This window comes from Nostoc sp. EspVER01 (genome assembly GCF_034530635.1).
Lineage (GTDB): Bacteria > Cyanobacteriota > Cyanobacteriia > Cyanobacteriales > Nostocaceae > Nostoc.
The window spans coordinates 71,816-86,746 of sequence record NZ_JAVRCS010000025.1 but is presented as its reverse complement, the minus strand read 5'-3'; the positions used below and the strand labels follow the sequence as shown (position 1 = coordinate 86,746).

Annotated in this window: 12 protein-coding genes; 5 read left to right on the top strand and 7 right to left on the bottom strand. The window is 43.4% G+C overall.

The window, feature by feature from the left end; all coding sequences use genetic code 11:
- Positions 1 to 13 precede the first annotated feature (13 nt).
- Both RMX69_RS20395 and RMX69_RS20390 read right to left on the bottom strand, forming a co-directional pair.
- The gene (locus RMX69_RS20395; protein WP_322638534.1) at positions 14 to 1,576 is read right to left on the bottom strand and encodes a DUF1565 domain-containing protein; all 1,563 of its coding nucleotides are present in this window, start codon (positions 1,574 to 1,576) and stop codon (positions 14 to 16) included.
- Positions 1,577 to 2,135: 559 nt separating this feature from the next.
- Positions 2,136 to 2,666, bottom strand: coding sequence for a pentapeptide repeat-containing protein (locus tag RMX69_RS20390; protein WP_322638533.1), 531 nt, complete (start codon positions 2,664 to 2,666; stop codon positions 2,136 to 2,138).
- Positions 2,667 to 3,104: 438 nt separating this feature from the next.
- Here RMX69_RS20390 and RMX69_RS20385 point away from each other — a divergent pair, with 438 nt between their 5' ends.
- On the top strand, positions 3,105 to 3,314 hold the full coding sequence (locus RMX69_RS20385) for a hypothetical protein (protein ID WP_289800155.1): 210 nt from the start codon (positions 3,105 to 3,107) through the stop codon (positions 3,312 to 3,314).
- A 157-nt stretch (positions 3,315 to 3,471) separates the two neighbouring features.
- On the opposite strand, the gene RMX69_RS20380 is transcribed toward RMX69_RS20385, so the two are convergent.
- Positions 3,472 to 4,866: a TldD/PmbA family protein gene (locus tag RMX69_RS20380; RefSeq protein ID WP_322638532.1), complete on the bottom strand. Its 1,395-nt coding sequence runs from the start codon at positions 4,864 to 4,866 to the stop codon at positions 3,472 to 3,474.
- A gap of 358 nt (positions 4,867 to 5,224) precedes the next feature.
- Here RMX69_RS20380 and RMX69_RS20375 point away from each other — a divergent pair, with 358 nt between their 5' ends.
- Positions 5,225 to 5,542 (top strand): RNA recognition motif domain-containing protein, encoded by a 318-nt coding sequence (locus tag RMX69_RS20375; protein ID WP_194042424.1) that lies wholly within the window; start codon positions 5,225 to 5,227, stop codon positions 5,540 to 5,542.
- 120 nt (positions 5,543 to 5,662) lie between these two features.
- Entirely contained in the window at positions 5,663 to 5,854 is a 192-nt protein-coding gene (gene rpsU, locus RMX69_RS20370; RefSeq protein WP_289799060.1) for a 30S ribosomal protein S21, read from the top strand.
- Positions 5,855 to 6,188: 334 nt separating this feature from the next.
- Here the strand turns inward: rpsU and RMX69_RS20365 are convergent, their stop codons facing one another.
- From RMX69_RS20365 to RMX69_RS20355, 3 genes are all read right to left on the bottom strand, one after another.
- Entirely contained in the window at positions 6,189 to 7,124 is a 936-nt protein-coding gene (locus RMX69_RS20365) for a hypothetical protein (RefSeq protein WP_322638531.1), read from the bottom strand.
- 207 nt (positions 7,125 to 7,331) lie between these two features.
- Entirely contained in the window at positions 7,332 to 8,816 is a 1,485-nt protein-coding gene (locus tag RMX69_RS20360) for a galactose oxidase-like domain-containing protein (protein WP_289799058.1), read from the bottom strand.
- A 466-nt stretch (positions 8,817 to 9,282) separates the two neighbouring features.
- Positions 9,283 to 11,565, bottom strand: coding sequence for an amylo-alpha-1,6-glucosidase (locus tag RMX69_RS20355; protein WP_322638530.1), 2,283 nt, complete (start codon positions 11,563 to 11,565; stop codon positions 9,283 to 9,285).
- A 131-nt stretch (positions 11,566 to 11,696) separates the two neighbouring features.
- Here RMX69_RS20355 and RMX69_RS20350 point away from each other — a divergent pair, with 131 nt between their 5' ends.
- Both RMX69_RS20350 and RMX69_RS20345 read left to right on the top strand, forming a co-directional pair.
- On the top strand, positions 11,697 to 12,308 hold the full coding sequence (locus tag RMX69_RS20350) for a peroxiredoxin (RefSeq protein ID WP_289799057.1): 612 nt from the start codon (positions 11,697 to 11,699) through the stop codon (positions 12,306 to 12,308).
- A gap of 157 nt (positions 12,309 to 12,465) precedes the next feature.
- A complete protein-coding gene (locus tag RMX69_RS20345) occupies positions 12,466 to 13,002 on the top strand; it encodes a peroxiredoxin family protein (protein WP_289799056.1) in 537 nt (178 codons plus the stop codon).
- A 299-nt stretch (positions 13,003 to 13,301) separates the two neighbouring features.
- Here RMX69_RS20345 and RMX69_RS20340 read toward each other — a convergent pair whose 3' ends face one another.
- A complete protein-coding gene (locus tag RMX69_RS20340) occupies positions 13,302 to 14,876 on the bottom strand; it encodes a serine hydrolase (protein ID WP_322638529.1) in 1,575 nt (524 codons plus the stop codon).
- Positions 14,877 to 14,931 lie beyond the last annotated feature (55 nt).

Genomic DNA, 14,931 nt, shown 5'->3' with positions numbered 1-14,931 from the left:
CTTATTCTACTTGTCAACTTCTAGAATGCAACCCTACATAGACTGATTTAATCGCAGATGTTCGCCCAATGGCGACTAATGCTTGATAAACCATCGCTGCAACTTCGGCGTATGTTGCCAAACGTAAAGGTGCAAGCACTTTCGGATCTGGATAGTTGACAACTATTCCTTGTTGTGTAGCAGTGGCAACGGCTGTTTGGGCGTAGTCGGGAATGGTATGACGATCGCTATATATTTCTAAAACATCACAATCAACAGCTGGTAGTCCCAGTCCGTTTACTAGGGAGACAATCACCTGTAGCCGCTGCACACTTTGATCGGGGCGGAAAGTGCGATCGCTAAATCCACCAACAAAGCCACCGCTAGCCGCGATTTGAATAGCGCTATAAGCCCAAAAATCCTTGGGTACATCCGTAAAATCAGGATATGGGATTTTGGGAAATGGGTTAAAAGCGATCGCCACCAAAGCTGCATATTGGGCGCGAGTCATCGGTTTATCTGGCTGGTAGCTACCATCGGCAAAAGCATGAGTTAAATCCATCCTCGCTAATGCCTGAATAAATGGTTCTGCCCAATGTCCATCTAGTTCGGGAGAGGCGGGAGGGGGAGACAAGGGGACAAGGGGACAAGGGGACAAGAGGGGTTTTTGATCTGTCGAGCTATCAGAGGGACTGGTGTTAACCGTTACTCGATTGTTTGGGAGTAATTCTACCAAGCCCTTGACTAGAGACAGATTTAATTGATTACCTACGGAAACTAGCTTTTGTGTAGTGGCATTATATAAATCAAATTCACTATGCTCCCGAAAAATATTATCACCTGGATCTTCGCTATTACCTAAATCTGGGACTGCATTGCCATTGACTAATAAACCACCTTGGGTATTTTTCGCAATCAGATTTTGACGTAGCACAGGTTGGGCATTGCGAGAAAGTGCGATCGCCGTGCGATTTTCTGATAATTTGTTATTGGCGATCGTTGGAGCAGCAAAATCACTAATTGCTATGCCTAAAGGGTTTTTTTGAAAGACATTCCGCCGCACCTCTCCCTGGCTATGACCTGCCATTACTAACCCGCTAGCAGTATTTTGCACAAATACGTTATCTAAAATTGCGGGTTTGGCAGTCCCAGTGGTAAACACACCTTCCCGCCCACAGTTGCTCAGAGTATTGTTACTTAAAGTAGGTGCAGCCGATTCAATCCAGATACCAGCACCTTTGGCTGAGGGATTAGTGACAGTTACACCTAAAAGATTGGCATTATCTACCAAGAGCAGCGTAATATTTTGTATACCAAAACTGGGACTTTGATACTCACCACTCCCGGAAATTACAATCCCTGCACCTTTGTTAGCTTCATTACCCACCACTGTCACCCCTCCAGGGACGATTAGTGGAAATACCTCGCCACTAGCAGCGTTATAAGTCCCCGACTCCAGATGAATTATCGTCAGGATTTTGGTTACTTTTAAAGCACGGGTGAGGCTTTTAAATGGACTCAACCGTGAACCAGTATTGCTATCATTCCCTGTCATAGGGTTGACATAGAGCGTGACGACGAGGGTAGAGTTCACCATTGATAGTTGAGAGTCAATTGTTTTAATTATGACAATCGTAAATAACACTACTTGTAGCAAACTTTTTCACGGTAATATCCTTGTGTATAGAAAATATATCCACCTGACTTTTTCTGAGAAGCAGATCGTGTGTACACACAAGTTATAGACTCTTGTGCAACATTCTAAGTTCTCATCTCAATGGCATTGTCAGTCAAAACAATCGCATTGTCAGTCGAAACAATGGCATTGCAACTCTAAAAAATTTGTGTGTAAGGGACTTGCGTGAAAATAAAGTACCAATAAACCGAGTTTCGACACTATAACCCGCAGATCCCTAAGCTGTCGCGTCTGCTCTGCGGACAGGAGATTAAGAGAACCAGCACGGTCTTCTCCCTTGGCGCTAGCCTCTCCCCAAGTAGAGCATCTGGCGTGTGAGATTCTCCGGGTTTAATTAAGTAATCAAACAAACATAAAATGAAGCTCAAGTTTCGAGTTTTAATCTCGGTGTTCCGAGGTACTGTTTTGGTTAATGTATTGAGTCAGCAACCCAGAACCCTTGCTCTGTAAGAAAATGAGATTAAAGATGCTCATCCAAAATAGTTCCTTCTATATTGGCTCCATCCAAATTTGCTCCACTCAAATTTGTCTGGCTCAAATCTGCTTGAGTGAGATTTGCCTGGGATAAGTCAGCTACAGTTAAGTCTGCGCCACTTAAATCCGCTCCATCGAGATTCGCCGCTATCAAGTTTGCTTCCTGCAAATCCGCTTCACTCAAGTTAGTTTCAATCAATTTCGCAACCGTCAAATCAGCCTGACTCAAATTAGCTCCTTCCATTGCTGCTCCATCCAAGATAGCTCCATCCAAAATTGCTCCGCTTAAGTTGCTACCACTGAGATCCGCATTGCTCAAATCTGCCCCATTTAAGTCTGCCTCAATCAAACTGGCGTGGGCTAAATTAGCGTGACTCAGATTAGCTCCATCTAAAATTGCTCGATCTAAAATTACACCACTGAGATTGGCTTCTCTTAAATTGACCTCGCTCAAGTTGACGCCAGTAAAGTCTCTGACACCTGCGGCATAGTTTTTCAGAAGTTGATCTGCTTTCATATCTGTCGCTGTGCTAAGGAACGTTTAAATAATTCGTAATTCGTAATTCGTAATTTTTGAGTGTGATTCGCCTTTATTTATATGTAGGTAGCTTTGTTTCAGTTTGGGTTTAAATAAGAGTATGAAACAGTCTTTAAATTAAGAATTACGCTAGTACAGCAATGGCGAGTCCGCAAGCGTAATTATCAATTACGAATAATTTGGGACTATGCAGACAGAATATCCTCAGCACGCGCTACGGAGGATTAGTGTAGTGAATCAAACAAGAGTGGATATTGAATCAACTTTACCTAGATTAGCTATTCTTATTTATTGGCGCTACTACCTAGAGTTATGAGTTAATTTCATACTTGAGATGGATGTTGCTCGCCTTAAAAATTCAAGCATTAGTGCAAAGCGATCGCTATACTCAATTGTGGTGTTCATCTGGCAGAGGTTATGGCAAAACCAATTCGTATTCTTTTGCAGACTACGATTCCTACGACTGAAGATGACTGGAGTATTTTTCGTTTCTCGATGTTAAAAGATTATTTAGCATCGATTCAAGACGAAGCCGGAAACTCCTTATTTGAAGTCATTGGTCATTGGTCAAGCATAAGTCCACTGCGATACTTAGTATTTTCGGTATCACCACATATTTGGGTCTGAATCATAAGGCTTCACGCAATGCTTTAAAGTAATGAGTAAGGAGTAATGAGTTTCATAGTGGATGAAAAATGGGTATTTACTCATTACTTATTACTTGTTACTCATTACTCCTTCTTAAGAGCGCCTTTAGGTCGGTGAGGATATCAAGGCGGATAGTTCATGTTTCCCCACCAACCACTACATCTCGAATTCGCAGGCTAGGGCCACCACAACCCACTGACAAGCCATTTTGACCTCCCTTACCACAACCGCCAGATTCATCCCAATAAAAATCATCACCAAGTGCCTCAATATCCGCTAAAGTTTGGAATACATTTCCCGAAAGTGTCACATCTCGCACAGGTTCAGCAATTTTGCCGTTCCTAATCATCCACGCTTCCCCAGCACTAAAGGTAAACATTTCCCCATTCGTCATCCCACCCAACCAATTACGGGCATAAACTCCTTCTTTGATATCGGTGAATAAGTCTGCAACTGGTGTTTTACCCCGTTCAATCCAGGTATTTGTCATCCGCACAATGGGAGCAAAGTGATAGTTAAGACAGCGGGCGTTACCCGTAGGCGCTTCCTCCAATTTGCCAGCAGTTTCACGAGAATGTAAACGTCCCACTAAAACTCCATCTTTAATTAGTTGAGTAGTAGTGGCAGGTGTGCCTTCATCGTCGTAAAAATAGCTACCGCGATGTCCTTCTGGAGCCGCACCATCAAAAATTTGCAGTTCTTCTGGGCCAAACCGCCGTCCGATGGTCATCACTTCCAGCAGATCGGGGTTTTCGTAAGCCATATCAGCCTCAGAAAGATGTCCGAAGGCTTCGTGGACGAATAAACCCGTGAGAATTGGGTCAATGACTACAGTGTAAGTATTGCCTTTGACCGGTGGTAGAGATAAAGCAGCGATCGCTCTTTGAGCAGCACCTTGTACCTGTTCATCCAAACTAGTTAAATCTTCGTAAGCTTTGCGAGAACCAGTAGTTTCCCGTCCAGTTTGTACGGTTTCGCCATTTCTGGCGGTGGCGGCAAAGCGCATTTCCATATCCACCCAAGATTGCTCGATCAAAGTACCTTCTGAAGTAGCAATAATTACTTTTTGGGCGCTGTCACCGTAACGCACCGAGGTAGTCGTAATTCGGCGATCTACGCTTTTAAGCAATTGGGTATAGCGATCGCACAATTGTTTTTTTTGCGAGAGTGGGATGTTTCGGGGGTCAGTACCTTTTAGAGGTAGAATGCATATTGCTTGCACCGGGTCAATGGGTGCAAGCAAAGTTTCTTCATCACCAACCATCCGCGCAGCTGCGATCGCTTCTTCTATGCGATCCTCGATTGTTGCCAGCTGGTTAAAGCAGCTCAACCCCCATCCGCCTTTATAACAAGCGCGAATATGTCCGCCAATGGAGATGCCTTCACTGAGAGTTTCTACCTTGTCGCCACGCAACAAGATATCAGTCCCTTCTGCTTCTTCAAGGCGAATCATTAGATAATCTACACGCTTAGAGTAGCGAGCGATCAGGTCAGAAAGTAAATTTTGTGCGTCAACAAGTGTAGTCGGCATTTCCAATTAGTAACAATGACGAACTGCATTTATTTTGCAATTATTTGGGGGATTTCTGCTAATCAATATTATGAGGAGACTGAGTACTGAAAGAGATGAGTGAGTGCAAAAACAGGGGAGAAGTTGCAGTAAGTTTTTCCTCTCTACCCTTTACAATTCTGCCTCTTGTGCCCAATCTCCAACCCCCAATCTTGAGTTACGGTGGGTAAGAACTCAATGATGTGCTAAGATAATCAAGTGAGAATAAAATTCGGTTACATTCTTTGTTTTTAGTATTGACAGGCTTTTCCCTTTTGGTCTTAACAAGCTTGCCTCCGAAATCTAAATCTCTACACACCTATGATTTTGGAGATGATGCATGTCAATTTATGTAGGTAATCTATCCTACGAGGTCACACAAGATGACCTCAATTCTGTGTTTGCCGAACACGGTACTGTAAAGCGGGTTCAGTTACCTACTGACCGTGAAACAGGGCGTCCACGCGGCTTTGCCTTTGTAGAGATGGGCACAGAAGCTGAAGAAACAGCTGCCATTGACGCTCTTGATGGAGCTGAGTGGATGGGACGCGACCTCAAAGTCAATAAGGCTAAACCAAAAGAAGATAGAGGTGGTTCTTTTGGTGGTGGCGATCGCCGCGGTGGTGGTGGTGGTGGATACAATAGATCACGCTACTAAGCTTTAAGATCAAAAATTAAGTTTTAACGTCTAAAGGGCAGAATCATTATCTGCCCTTTTTGCGCTCCGGTCTACTGGATGGCTTAAATTGCCCAGTACCAATTAAGTAGGAGATGATAAATGACCCAAGTATTTGTGGGCGAAAATGAAGGAATTGAGTCAGCTTTACGTCGATTTAAGAGGGAAGTTTCCAAAGCAGGTATTTTTCCAGACATGAGAAAGAATCGTCACTTTGAAACGCCTTTGGAAAAACACAAGCGCAAAGAAGTCGCTAGACACAAACAACGCAAGAGAAATTTCCGTAGTAATTAACTATTAAGGATACCTCCGGTTAGCTATGCTAACACGCTCTCTCATTAGATTCTTAGCTATCGAAAAGGCGATCGGTGTACTCCAAAGGAGAATCTAATGAGTAAGTTTTGAACATCGGCAACCTTTCCTGATATAAGCTATCTCTCAAAATTATTATAAATTTGTTTGAGTTACTGCTCTTCTGTATCAATCAGAATTTCCAGGGGTAACTAATTAGAAAATAAGTCAAAAATATTCTTAATAATAAGCTGTACCAATCAATGCCAATAAAAAGCCCTCAAGCAAAGATGAGGGCTAGGCAGTTTTTTTGCAAGAGATATCAGATCAATTCCTTCTAAGCACGAGTACGCGTAATCTGAGCAGTATCAAAGTCTTGTAGCCGAGTCATATTTCCGCTCTTCTTATCAACAATAAACACAGCATTAGGTGTCTCATATCTCATCGCTCCCAAGGCGAGGAGTTGACCTGTTGTAGAGCAAACTAAGCTTTGTAAGCCATTATTCCATGCTTGACCATTAACTTTCAATTGTCCTAGTCGGATGGGCTTTTTTTGATTTGGCTCTAGCTGCACCAGAGTTGTCTCACCATACGCACCAACTATAGAGGTATAAAGTATTCCATCTGGGCACTCAGCTAGATTGCTGACCCGCTCATCGTCCAGGAATTTAATCTTACTAATAGAACTGATCTCTCCTGTTTGAAGATTAATATCTACCAATCTAATCGGTGGTGTACCATTCTTCTTTCCTACTAGACCAATGAGTCGCCCATCATTAGTACCTAGCAAGCTCCCAAGCTGTTGATTTGGTTTAAGTCCTGAGACTATCAAACTTTTTACAGGCGTACCCAAAAATGTAATGCGAGTAGGTGTCGGCTGTCTCCGACTAATCGCAACCGGAGTAATGGCTACAACAAGTGTGCCATCGCTTAAAGAGGTAAAACCACTCAATATCTCATTAGGCTCTAATAGAGGTGTACTTTTACCCGTAAGTACCTGAGCCTTTCCTGTCATTAAAGATTGCAAAATTAGTCCTACAGGCTTAATATCTGTGCTTACACTGTTGAGGGCAGTATTCTCTACTAATTCAGTGGTGTGTACCTCTGTAATAACCGTTTGGTCAGTATTAACGAGCGGGCTAGAACCTATACCTACAATATTTAAACTTGGTGTTTCTGCCAAGGCTTTCTTGGTTAGATAACTAAGTCCAGATACTACAGTTCCAGCAAGGGCCAACTGTCCAAACCGTCGACGTGATACCTTGTAATTCATATCTTTCTTCCTAGAATTGATGACTTTTATTAGGCAGCAGTGTGAACATAAACAGATAAGGCTAAGAGGTTGTTTGAAAAGTCCTCAAGCGTATGTTTCACTACCCTGGCTACCGAGAAACTGCTACGAGAGAATCGGAGTTTTGGGATTTAAGATCGCGCTCCTGAGTAGCACTTGAGGCTCAAGCAAACCCTTTTCAAACATCCTCTAATATATTTGCGCCCAGGTTGCTACTGAGGGTGTTCCATTGTTGTCACTAATAAAAAGCATGTACCAGCCTGGGGGTGCGATGTTTCGATTGTTTATGACCGTGACCCTAAGAGAAGTAGCGTTTCTAGAAATAATGGGTGCATCCACTAACCTTTGTTCTGTATCGCAGGAATGGGTACTTGCCATTGGTCTAATAAAACTAACCCATTTAATATTCGCAGCCTGGGGTGTCTGAATCGTAAATTCCTGCCGATAGGTCAATATTTGAGGAGCGCTCTGAATAACTGGACGCGATCGCGACATATACGCAGGACTGTAGATTTCTAATCGCAGTTCATTGACCGTCCGTTGAGGGTTTCCCCCAGCGGCGATGACCCTACCATCTGGTAACAGCAAGGCCACCGAGTGATATACGCGGGGGACAGTTTGTTTCGCTACTACTGTCCAGGTATTTGTAGCTGGATTGTAGATTTCTGCTGGCAGCATTGATTTTGTTGTGTCCTCATTCATTTGGCTACCATTGCAAACAAACACTGTGCGATCGGGCAATATAACTGCGCTGTGATGCATCCGGGCATAGTTTAAAGGCTTTGCTGCTACGTAAGTTGGATTACTAGCTTTTAAATCGACAATATTTACCCTCTTTGTTGCTGTCTTACCACTACCCCCACCGAGAATCATCACCTTTTGATCTTGTGCAGGTGGTAAAAGCAGACTGGCAGCTTGATCGCCAAAAGCTATGTCTTGCAGCCCTGTCACCACTGTTTCTGTAATGGATTGTGTAAATGCCTCTGGTAGGGTTAATATCCTTGGTGTCACTTGAGTGGGACCCATCTGAGCACCTGAATAAAAAATTTTTCCACTACTTAGTAGAAACAGATGGGCGTATGGGGGTAAGGCACTAGTTGTTGGAAAAGCGTTCCAACCATTTGGAAAGAAAGCAGAATAAATTTCTGGTTGTATATTGAGCTTGCCATCTTTATCCGGCCCAGACACTGCTAAGACTCGACCGCTGCCTAGTGTTAACACAGTAGGATACCAGCGACCATTATTCATTGATAGTATCTTGACCCATTTCTCAGCAATGGGATCAAACATCAGAGCATAGGGTGAACCATAAAATGGGTCATAGCGCAAAGTTCCACCTGCAACCAGTAACAGACCATCAGGGCGGAAGGAGTGACCAGCGCAAAAAAGATCCATAGGTTGATTGTTACTATCCAATGGAGGCGCTTGCCGGGTAAAGGTTCCCTTGTTGACATCCCAGACCACACTGTCATAGGGAGTATTTAACCGAGTTGAATCGTTACCTGAGCCACAGAAAAAGAATATCTTACCAGTACGAAGTAGAGCGGCATGTATAGGTAGGATTGGGGCACTATACGACAATACTTGCCATTTATCTGTAGCAGTAGCCTGAGCAATAAAAGTCCCTAAATCTGTTTCCTCTTGAAGGTTAGTCTTGTTATTAGTTTGAGTCACTTTATTTACAATTCTTCCTACGTGGACTTGATTTTTTGTACTTTATTTTATTAATTGATTTCTCAATTTATATCTATACTTCTTTAGGCTTATTTAGCATTAAGATATGATGTGTTTTATAATAAGTAAATGTAAAATCAGCTTTATTAATAGTAATTGCGCTGTCAATCATCCATCCTGTAGCAGTATCTAAATTAAGCCTGAAATACATTGCTGCTATAAATAATACTACATCTCATTCCTGAAATTTTATCATCAAATATTTTCTCACAGAAGAAAATAAACATCTTTGGTTTTGCAGCCTCAATTGGTGAAATCATCGAAAATCTAGTCACTTTTGGATAATTCAGATAAATTAATAAAAATCTTGTATAGTAGTAGTTTTGTAGGTTAAAACTAGCAAACATTAATTCTTGAACGTATATTAATCAAGAATAATTATCCAAGACCATCTGTATCCCTATAACTATTTAATGTTAATGTGGCGGATTACTTCGGCAACTGACCAAGCTTGAGCGATCGCTCCTCTGGGTGTGTGAGGTGAATCGCCATCAAAAATCTCAGAAATAGAACCAAGACAAGCGTCAAAGAAAAAGTGATCTAGCAAGGGTTGCCAATCAAAAGGTAGCGATTGTTGTGGATAAAAACGTTGCCAAGCCCGAATATACGGCCCAATTAGCCAAGTCCAAACAGTGCCTTGATGATAAGCGCGATCGCGTTGTTGTTGATTGCCCTCATATTTTCCTTTGTATTCTGGATCTCCTGGATCGAGGCTACGAAGACCATAAGGTGTGAGCAAGCTGGTAGTTGCCAAATCTAATATCTGACACCCTTGCTGTTCGGAAAACCCACAATGGTGTAGCGACAGCGCCAAAACAGCATTCGGACGAATTTGAAAATTCCGGCGATCGTCCGGCTCAATAGTATCGTACAGATAACCTAACTGAGGATTCCAGAATTTTTGCAGTGAGGTTTTCACGTGTTGTGCTTGGTTAGCATAACGCTGTGCTTGCTTAGTGAGACGCACTGGTGAGCCATATTCCATTTGGCTCAAACGCTCTGCCCACTGACTCAGCCAACATAAAGCAGAATACCACAGCGCATTGATTTCCACCGGCTTCCCGTAACGGGGTGTAACAGGGTGTGCGCCAATTACCACATCCATCCAGGTGAGAGCTACACCACGAGCATCCCAACTAACTAGCCCATCGGTAGCATCGACCTGGATATTGAAATGTGTACCACCGACAAATGCTTTATAGATTTGCTGTACTACAGGGAATTGCTCTGCCAAAAAATCCCAGTCTTGGCTAGCTTCTAAATAAAGTCCTAAAGTTTCAATCCACCACAATGCCGCATCAATACTGTTATAAATTGGTTCGCCATTGAGATCGGGAAATGCATTCGCAATTAAACCGTGGCGACAATAATGCCCAAAAGTTCGCAATACTCCTTTTGCTAGGTCAAAGCGCTGTGGAACTAGTGCCAACCCTGGTAAAGCGATTAATGTATCGCGTCCCCAATCATTAAACCAATGATAACCAGCAATGACCGTAGGGCCTGCAACTGAGGCACGATAGACGATAAACTGATCGCTGGCTTTGAGTAGTTGTTGCCAGATTAGGGAGTGGGCATTGGGCATTGGGCATTGGGCATGGAGAAGAGACAAAGGAGACAAGAAAGAAGGGGGAGACTTGGGAGAGATTTTCAATAATTCCTCCTTGTCTCCCTTGCTCCCCTGCCCCCCTGCCCCTCTGACTGAATCTCTCCATCCAAAAATCTGTGAGAGCCTTTCTTGCTCTGCCTCCACAGCTTCTGCAAAGGTTTTGACGGTGAGAACACCTGGCACTGAGTCGGGGAAACCGACTCGTGCTTCTAAAGTCACCGTATCTCCTGGTTGAAGTGTGACTATCAAGTAACCAGGACTGTGGAGGTCTTCTTTGTCGCCTAATCCCCGTTTTGTCTCCTCAGACAATCTATAATCCCAATACCAAACTGCATCTGGTTGATAATTTCCTTGTGTCCAGCGCAAGTGCCAAGGTATGCCGAAGCGACCAGAATTAATTGCTTGCAGACAGACTTGCTGTTCCCCTAGCAATTGTGAAAACTGTAATTCTTGACTAGCAGTCTGCTGGTGGTGAAAGTCACGTTCTGCTATCAACAGTCGCAACCGTAAAATCGCTGTTTCAGTTCCCTCGTAGCGATACTGGATTAAAATTCGATGGCAAAATTGGGCATTGGGCACAAGAGGCAGAGGGGCGGAGGGGCAGAGGGGCAGAGGGGAAAAACTTTCTGCAACCTCTCCCCTACTCCCCTGCTCCCCTGCTCCCCTGCCCCCCTGCCCCCCTGCTCCCCTGCTCCCCTGCTCCCCTACTCCCCTGCTCCCCCGCCCTTCGTCCCCAGTCCCCACCAAACCATAAGGCATCACCAATTGTCTGGTTAATTGCCAGTTCTCTTGACCCCAAGTCCATTTAGGAACTGGGTCAATATCAAAACGGCGTAGCTGTTCGTAGCCTGTTCGCTCAATCTGACCGTTACCCCAAACATTTGTCCCCAGTGCCACAACGCTCCCTAATATTTCTAAGCTAGCTTCTAGGTGCGAAAACAGCAGAGTCCTTCCAGAAGGTGGGTTTGTGGCGGCAAACAGCCAACCATGATAAGCGCGCGTGCGGACATCAGAAATTGTACCGCTGGCAAAACTTCCTAAGCCGTTGGTAAGCAACCATTCTCTTGTATCTAAATCAGGCATTTGCTACTCAAAATCGTTATGAGTATGATATAGTCGTAACAGATCGTAATTAAACTGTGAGAGCGTGGATGGGTAAATTTTACTTGACCCAAATTCCAACGCTACTAAACCGATAAAGGAGAATTAGGTTAATGTCCCTTACTTACGGAACCGAAGGAAGCCTCCGCGTTGGTCAACAAGCTCCCGATTTCGCAGCAACGGCTGTGGTAGATCAGGAATTTAAGACAATCAAACTTTCCGATTATCGCGGTAAGTATGTTGTTCTGTTTTTCTACCCACTAGACTTTACCTTTGTTTGTCCTACTGAAATCACAGCATTTAGCGATCGCTACGAAGAATTCAAGAAAATCAATACTGAAGTCCTTGGGGCTTCCGTTGACAGTGAATTCTCTCACCTCGCTTGGATTCAAACAGATCGTAAGTCTGGTGGCGTCGGCGACCTGAATTATCCTCTAGTCTCCGACATCAAGAAAGAGATCAGCGCCGCTTACAACGTTCTTGACCCAGCAGCAGGCATTGCCTTGCGTGGTCTGTTCATCATCGATAAAGATGGTATCATACAGCACGCCACCATTAACAATCTAGCTTTTGGTCGTAGCGTTGATGAAACCCTGCGGACATTACAAGCAATTCAGTATGTTCAGTCTCACCCCGACGAAGTTTGCCCAGCTGGTTGGCAACCTGGTGACAAGACCATGAATCCTGACCCAGTGAAGTCTAAAGTCTACTTCTCTGCTGTCTAAATTTAGTTAGCTAAAAAACTCTAATCCAGCCTTTTGGAGTTGAAAGCAAAATCAATGAAAACCACAGATAAACAGAGATAGACATTAAACAATGTCAACCTCCGTAAATATCTGTGGTTTTTTATCAAATAATATTTAAATAATCAAGGTTAAAAATATGTTGACTTCAACTGACTTTAGTGGCTTATTAAATGAGCGATTCTTCCGCAATTTTTTACCAGTTCCAGCTAGCAATCAACTCAGATTGGGAGTGGGAACACCTGATTTTCAACTGCCAGATATTACCAACGGAACTTTAGTAAAGTTGTCTGATTATAAAGGCAAACAACCAGTGTTACTCGCCTTTACTCGCATTTTTACCGAAAAGCAATATTGCCCTTTTTGTTTTCCGCACATCAAAGCTTTGAATGAAAATTACGAACAATTTAAAAATCGTGGTATAGAAGTTTTAATGATTACTAGTACCGATGAAAGGCAGAGTCAAATAGTTGTCAAAGATTTAGGCTTACAAATGCCACTATTGAGCGATCCTAGTTGTCGAGTATTTCGTACATATCAAGCAGGACAAGCGCTGGGAGCGCCTTTGCCAGCACAGTTTGTATTAGACAAAGAAGGAAAACTGCGCTACTGGCATTTATTTTCTTTTTTGGATCACAATGCTAGTATTGAGACATTGTTAGAACAATTCAATTGACTATAAATATTCAAAATAAATTGCGTTTAATGTTGAAAACTAGCTATTAGGAATTGGAACTCTTAAGATTTGAATGGTAATTCAGACCCTAATCATATCATCTAATCTTAAGGTGATTTCCGACAAAGAAAATACTTTGGTTGGCGAGTTTCGACTTCGCTCAACTCTCGATCTATCAGTTGGTTGAGCGAAGCGATGCACTGAGCCTGTCGAAGTGTCGAAACCAACGCTATCGGTATATTTATTCTTGTAAATCACCTAATAGTTTCACTTGTTTGAAAAGTATTACGAATTACAAATTATCTTTGAGGATAATATTGAGGATTCGCAACTTGGGGCTGATAACCGTTTGTGGGTACTGTACTTGCCATGCCGTTAGGTACAGGAGTAACAACAGGAGGCTGATAAATGCTCATGGGCGCAGTGCCTGTTGTACCGTTAGGTAAAGCAGGATTCGCAACCTGGGGCTGATAACCATTTGCGGGTAGAGTGTTTGTAGTGGTGTTTGGTGTGACAGGATTTTGGCTAAACTCTTGGTAGGCAGCACGAGAAATTGAGCTAATCAATTTTTCGGCGCGAGGATCGTTTACTGGACGTTGTACCATGACAGAGGCTATGTAACGCTTACCAGTTGGAACAACAATTAAACCTGTATCGGCCAACATTGTGCCGATATCACCTGTTTTGTGGTATGCTCTTGCACCTGTTCCCAAACCTGATGGCAGCAGAGTGTCTCTTTGGGTGCGACGCAAGATATCAAGCATGAGATCGCGTGATGGCATACTGACTAAGTTTCCTTGACTCACAATCGCCATCAAATTCGCTAGTTCTTTGGGGTTAGTAGTGTTTGTCCCTTGCAAATCTGGGAGTTGATTACGAATTGTTGTGGCTGTCAATCCCCAACTACGGAAACGCTGGTTTAAAGCGTCTATTCCTCCCAATCGGGCAATCAGCATATTTGTCGCCGTGTTGTCGCTGATTGTAATCATTTTAGTGACGACTTCCAAAGCAGCGTACTGAGTTCCCGCTGGTTTGTATTGCAGATTTCCCGAACCGCCAGCTACCATATCTTGTTGCATGGTCAGCATTTCATCTAGGCGAATCTTCCCCGCGTCTACATCCTGGAAAAAGGCAATCAAAATCGGCACTTTAATCGTGCTAGCCGCCGGAAAACTGGTAGAGCCATTGACATCTACATAATTACCAGTATCTAAATCTACTAAGAAAATTCCAGGTGTGAGATTTGGGTTAGTAGCCGCCAAATTTTGCACGGCATTTTTCAAAGAGGTAATTTCTTGAGACAGGTATAGACTCGAAGCTGCGGCTGGGGGAGTTTGGGTAGGTTGTGGCTGCGATCGCACCACATTATTAACATTATTATTAGATTGCGACGCCGAATTTGTGCTGATGCGATTGGCTGGGTCTAATACTGACAATACAGTGCCCACAATTGCACCCATCCCAATACCCACAATCAATAACCGCAAAACATACAATACGGTTTTGGCCATTGGCTTTAACTGGGTTTTTCGCGATGAGCGTCTGCCTGTTTTTGGCTTTTCCATCCGCACTGTTTTAACCATTACAGCACCCGGTCGGAAGGGAGGAATTTTTCCCTTTACACTAGGTATTGGTTTTACTGCCGTTGGCATAACTAACCCCGATTTTACCCTACGTGTAGCGCCAGAGATCGGGGGAGGACTAATTTGATTTTTTGGGCGTGTTAGTACCCCTTCTTGCCCATTTGTAGTTTGCTGCTGACTGTTAGCTTTAACTCTCTTTTTGACCACTTTTTGAACTTTTTGTGGCTGCTGGCGGCGATTTAAGGGTTGACGCCGCGAGAAAGCTGTTAGTTCGCCACTTGATTCTGACACCGTTACTCCTTGTGACCGACTTGACTGTTTTCTTGCCGACTCTTGACCCCAAACT

Coding starts and splice junctions, on each gene's coding strand:
- RMX69_RS20365 (WP_322638531.1), bottom strand. CDS start 7,124: ATGAATTACAAGGTATCACGTCGACGGTTTGGACAGTTGGCCCTTGCT.
- RMX69_RS20385 (WP_289800155.1), top strand. CDS start 3,105: ATGGCAAAACCAATTCGTATTCTTTTGCAGACTACGATTCCTACGACT.
- RMX69_RS20390 (WP_322638533.1), bottom strand. CDS start 2,666: ATGAAAGCAGATCAACTTCTGAAAAACTATGCCGCAGGTGTCAGAGAC.
- RMX69_RS20380 (WP_322638532.1), bottom strand. CDS start 4,866: ATGCCGACTACACTTGTTGACGCACAAAATTTACTTTCTGACCTGATC.
- RMX69_RS20350 (WP_289799057.1), top strand. CDS start 11,697: ATGTCCCTTACTTACGGAACCGAAGGAAGCCTCCGCGTTGGTCAACAA.
- RMX69_RS20355 (WP_322638530.1), bottom strand. CDS start 11,565: ATGCCTGATTTAGATACAAGAGAATGGTTGCTTACCAACGGCTTAGGA.
- RMX69_RS20345 (WP_289799056.1), top strand. CDS start 12,466: ATGTTGACTTCAACTGACTTTAGTGGCTTATTAAATGAGCGATTCTTC.
- rpsU (WP_289799060.1), top strand. CDS start 5,663: ATGACCCAAGTATTTGTGGGCGAAAATGAAGGAATTGAGTCAGCTTTA.
- RMX69_RS20375 (WP_194042424.1), top strand. CDS start 5,225: ATGTCAATTTATGTAGGTAATCTATCCTACGAGGTCACACAAGATGAC.
- RMX69_RS20395 (WP_322638534.1), bottom strand. CDS start 1,576: ATGGTGAACTCTACCCTCGTCGTCACGCTCTATGTCAACCCTATGACA.